The organism is Catenibacterium sp. UBA627 (assembly GCF_002299355.1).
Taxonomy (GTDB): domain Bacteria; phylum Bacillota_I; class Bacilli_A; order Erysipelotrichales; family Coprobacillaceae; genus Catenibacterium; species Catenibacterium mitsuoka.
Map to the genome: position 1 here is coordinate 1 of NZ_DBPF01000034.1, position 4,570 is coordinate 4,570.

The following is a 4,570-nucleotide window of genomic DNA, read 5'->3' on the forward strand; positions in this document are numbered from 1 at the left end:
GCAAGAGCAACTGCTGCAGAAACATCGAGCTTAGAAACAATTGCAAATGCTGTTGCTAAGATTGCACCAGACACTGTATCTGGAGGTGTAGCAGAACCAATACCTACAACACCCATCATAATTAATTCTAATGAACCACCAACAATAATACCTGTTGTAAAATCACCTAAGATCAATCCAACTAGTGGACCCAATACTAATGGACGGTCAATCATCCATATTCCACCAACTCTACTATCCCAAATTCCAATACCACCTAGTAAACCAAGTAGTAATGCTTGTACTATGCTCATAAGGTTACCCCTTTCTATTTATTAAAGTTTCTTCTAATTTCTTCAGTACTTAATGCTTTTGATGTAGGAACTGCCTGCATGAATACATGGAATCCATCATTTTCAAGTTCATCCATGACTTCGATATCATGTGCACTCATATATGAGTTCATTTCAATATTTTTCTTTCCTTCACCATTTCTTAAACCGCCAAGAAGGATATCCTTGATTTCTGTACCTGTCTTTTCACAGACAAACTTAGCATCATCTAAGTCTTTAGTAATAACAAGAATTCTTCTTGAGGCATGTTTAGGATTATTAATAACATTTACAGCGCCCTGTAAAGATTTCATTGAAAGTGTTACACCAGCAGGAGTTGCAAGTTTGAATGCAACCTGCATATTCTTATCTGTAATAAGATGATCATTCGCAACTAAGATTACGTCCACCTTATAATGACGTGTCCAGGCTACCGCTACCTGTCCATGTAATAATCTGTCATCTACTCTTAATACCTGAATCATTGTCATATCCTCCTTTATAAATCACCATCATCCGTGATTTCATCCATTGTGTTAAACATATCTTCTACGAGATACATTCCATTTTTAGTTTCTTCAATCGCTTCATTAATAACTCTTCTGTTATTTTCTTTATCTGAAGTAAGATTTAAGAAAGATAAGCTCATGACAAGTCCAAGATTCATACCTGTCACAACATAAATATTATCTCTCTTTTCAATTTGCTTAATTGCAGTCTGAGTTGTGCTTCCCCCTGGAATATCAGTTACGATAATAATAGGTTCCTGAGTTTCGAAGGAATCAATAAGATTATCAAGGCTGTCTTCTATTTCCTGCACTGGCTGATCAAGCAAAACATTAAGTGTCTTGAATTGATGGCTGCCAATAATAAGCTGACAGGAATCAGCTACACCATTTGCGAGTTTTCCATGTGAGAAGAGAATCATGTTTGTCATGTAAATCACCTATCCTTCTTTTAAATAACTATTCATCTTGAAATGGAACTGAGGGTCACTCGGAATATTACAATCAATTCCTAAGTCTAATGAAAGTTTTCTAGCAAGAACCTGCATTGGAACAATATACTGTAATACTGCAAATTCTTCATCATCTGTAAATGGGAATACTAAATCCTTAGGATTATTTGTATCCTCATGTGTAATTAAGAAATTATGACTATGTCTTTCTTCCTCAAAATAACGTTTTAAACGCAAGATTCTGTCGTAGTACTGACCTTTAGAACATACATAAAGCATATATGTGTTTTCATCAATACAGTGATAGATACCATGCATGAATTCTTCTAATTCGAATCCCTGTACACTATATCTCACTGCTTCGCAGATTTTTAATGTACCTTCCATCATATCAGCAAGACAATTATCATAACCAATAACATATAAGCGACGGCACTTGAGTAAATCTTCCTTATTGTTTAAGTACCAGTTGCTTGCAGCTTCCGCTATATCTGGAATCGCATCTGCTGCTGCCTGCATTCTATTTAGATAATCTTCAAATTCTTCCTGAGTAATCTTTCCCTGTTTTAAGGCTACCTTTAATGCAAAAATCATAAAAGTAACAATAGAACCAATATATCCCTTTGTTTTTGGTCCTGCTTTTTCTTCACCGATTTCAACATAGAGTTTAACATCTCCATGATGTTCTACTGGTCTGCCTCTTTCTGCAGTCATCGCAATTGTACCGAATCCACATTCCTTAGCTTTATCTAGCCCAGCAATAGTAGAAGCTGACATGCCTGCATGAGAGAGTCCCATAACCAATGTTTTTTTGTTGAAAATCTGTTCATCCTTAAATACAATAGGATATGAAGCAAATACTTTCATCTTTAGTACTTTTTCCATTAATCTCTTGGCAGCTAATGCAGAATGATAAGATGTACCAGATCCTATCACATAGATCTGCTCATAGTCGCCTTCGAAGAAGTACTCTACAGCATCATGAAAGATTTCTTCGTGGTTAGAAATGATATTTCTAACCGCTTTTTTTGATTCCAGAATATATTGATACATATCTCCGTAATCCTTACTCATTTGTATACGCCTCCTTTTCTTTGTATATACATTTTAATATACATATATACATTTTGTCAATGGGGTGGAATGCATTTTTTTATGTATTCAATAAATTATTTATCACTATACGAAATGTATGCGGTCGTCATTTTATATAAAGCGTTTTCATTAAATATACAAAAAAATGTATATACGTTAGTACTTTAACGTATATACATCTCTTACAACAAATAATTTTCTATTACCTCAGCACATCCATCATGATCATTATCCGATACAATTACATCACTGATTTCTTTAATACTCTCTTTCGCATTACCCATTGCAACAGATAATCCTGCAACTTCTAATGCCTCCTTGTCATTATCTGCATCACCCACTACTATAGTTTCTGCAACAGAGATACCTAAATGATGACATAACTGCTTTAATCCAGTTCCCTTATCTACACCTTTCGCATTCATTTCTAATCCTGTTGCTTCTGAATCCTTCATCTCTAATTCAAGTCCCGCTTCTTTAATAGCTTTTCTTGTATGATCTCTTGCAGCTTTTGAGTGATGATAGATGTTAAGCTTATGTACTGAATAAGGATTACCTACATAATAGTCATAGATGTTATCTACTTTAGTAGTGACTTCTTCATACATTGGCTGGTAGACACCCATATAATAATCATTCATATGTGGTACTTTGTCTTTTTCTACGACAGATGTAATTCCCATCAAATGAACCATCTCATCTGTTTCCTTACCAATTTGAATCAATGTTTTGACTTCTTCTTCACTTAATGGTGATTCATAGATACTTCTTTCTTCTTCATAATCATAGACAAGTGCACCGCTGACACAATTTACATAGCGTAGTCTTGGCAGCACTTCTCTATACTCCTTAAGCTCTGCAGGACATCTTCCTGTATTAAGTATTACAATCTTACCTGCCTCTATTGCCTTATTAATAGCCTCTACCGTTTTATTTGAAATCTTCTTTTCACTATTAAGAAGAGTACCATCCATATCAAATGCGACTAACTTATACATACTTTAATTCCCCCTTTTATATGTATCATATTCTATCACAATATAGCCTACAAACATGAGCAGTTTCATAATATCAAAAAGAGGAACTATCTAGTTCCCCTGTTGTCCTAACCATTCCCATGCATTAAGATTCCCATCATAACATGCAATAAAAAAGAGGGACTATATACACAGTCCCTCCTGCAGCATTTTTCAATAAAATTTTATCTTACTTGTTCTCTTCTCTTCAAGTAGATATAAGCACCAGCTGATGCAAGCATCATGAATGATAAACCAGTTAATGCAGTTTCATCACCAGTCTTAACTGTACTATCAGTCTTAGTATCAGTACCTGGTTTAGTAGTTGGCTTAGTAGTAGGTTTAGTAGTTGGTGTAACAACAACTGAAGTTGCTTTAGCCTGCTGTCCTAACCACTTCCATGCATTTAAGTCACCATCATAACATTCATTGTTATCCCAATAAATCCAAGACCAATGTCCGTTATATTCATATGCAGAACCATCTTCGTTCTTATATTCACCACTTGTATCTCTTACATCATCAAAAGCTGATACATGCACATTCTTAGCACCTGCAGCAAGTAATCTCTTTAATGTAGGTTCAGTACATAATGTGTAATCAACAGTTGTATCTGTCTTAGCATATGTAAACCAGATAGGCATATCCTTGATTGCATTAATTTCTGCATCAGTAATATACTGATCCTGATATGCTTCACAGATAGGGAATGCAGCAGCGAAGTAATCTGGATGCTTTAAGATCATTTCCATAGTCATGTAACCACCATTAGAGCAGCCACCGATATAGATCTTACTTGTATCAACATCAGGATTATTCTTTACATAAGTATCAATTAAATCAAATAAACCTTTAGCGTAGATAGAACCCTTTTCACCGTTCTGGTATTCACCATTACCGCCGTCCATCCACATAGTTGGACACTGAGGAGCAATAACATACGCATCATTCATATCTTTCTGGAACTGATCTCCAGCCATAGCTGTTACTTCATTTGCAAGTAAGTCAATAGAAGTATCTGTTCCACCTTCACCAGCACCATGTAACCAGATGACTAAAGCGTTTTTCTTGCCATCTTTCTTAGGTGTATATTCAGCATAAGAATAGTTAATACCATCTACAGCTTTATAAGATTTCTGAGTCCATTTATCTAACTGTGGACATAACTTACCTTCTTTTTCTACATCAAT

General features: G+C 35.2%; 6 protein-coding genes. All 6 read right to left on the reverse strand.

Annotated features, from left to right (window positions below; all coding sequences use genetic code 11):
• Positions 1–293 (reverse strand): PTS sugar transporter subunit IIC (locus B2S90_RS02080; RefSeq protein WP_286696485.1); only part of this gene is annotated, 293 nt, incomplete at its 3' end.
• 14 nt (positions 294–307) lie between these two features.
• Positions 308–796 (reverse strand): PTS sugar transporter subunit IIB, encoded by a 489-nt coding sequence (locus B2S90_RS02085; protein ID WP_055233950.1) that lies wholly within the window; start codon positions 794–796, stop codon positions 308–310.
• 14 nt (positions 797–810) lie between these two features.
• Positions 811–1,248, reverse strand: coding sequence for a PTS sugar transporter subunit IIA (locus B2S90_RS02090; protein WP_055233949.1), 438 nt, complete (start codon positions 1,246–1,248; stop codon positions 811–813).
• A gap of 9 nt (positions 1,249–1,257) precedes the next feature.
• Positions 1,258–2,343: an SIS domain-containing protein gene (locus tag B2S90_RS02095; RefSeq protein ID WP_279147654.1), complete on the reverse strand. Its 1,086-nt coding sequence runs from the start codon at positions 2,341–2,343 to the stop codon at positions 1,258–1,260.
• A gap of 203 nt (positions 2,344–2,546) precedes the next feature.
• A complete protein-coding gene (locus tag B2S90_RS02100) occupies positions 2,547–3,362 on the reverse strand; it encodes a Cof-type HAD-IIB family hydrolase (protein WP_286696486.1) in 816 nt (271 codons plus the stop codon).
• A gap of 203 nt (positions 3,363–3,565) precedes the next feature.
• Positions 3,566–4,570: prolyl oligopeptidase family serine peptidase (locus B2S90_RS02105; protein WP_286696487.1), on the reverse strand; the 1,005-nt coding region annotated here is incomplete at its 5' end.

What these genes read in the sequence shown, in the direction of transcription:
- B2S90_RS02090 (WP_055233949.1), bottom strand. Translation starts at nt 1,248, where the DNA reads ATGACAAACATGATTCTCTTCTCACATGGAAAACTCGCAAATGGTGTA.
- B2S90_RS02085 (WP_055233950.1), bottom strand. Translation starts at nt 796, where the DNA reads ATGATTCAGGTATTAAGAGTAGATGACAGATTATTACATGGACAGGTA.
- B2S90_RS02100 (WP_286696486.1), bottom strand. Translation starts at nt 3,362, where the DNA reads ATGTATAAGTTAGTCGCATTTGATATGGATGGTACTCTTCTTAATAGT.
- B2S90_RS02095 (WP_279147654.1), bottom strand. Translation starts at nt 2,343, where the DNA reads ATGAGTAAGGATTACGGAGATATGTATCAATATATTCTGGAATCAAAA.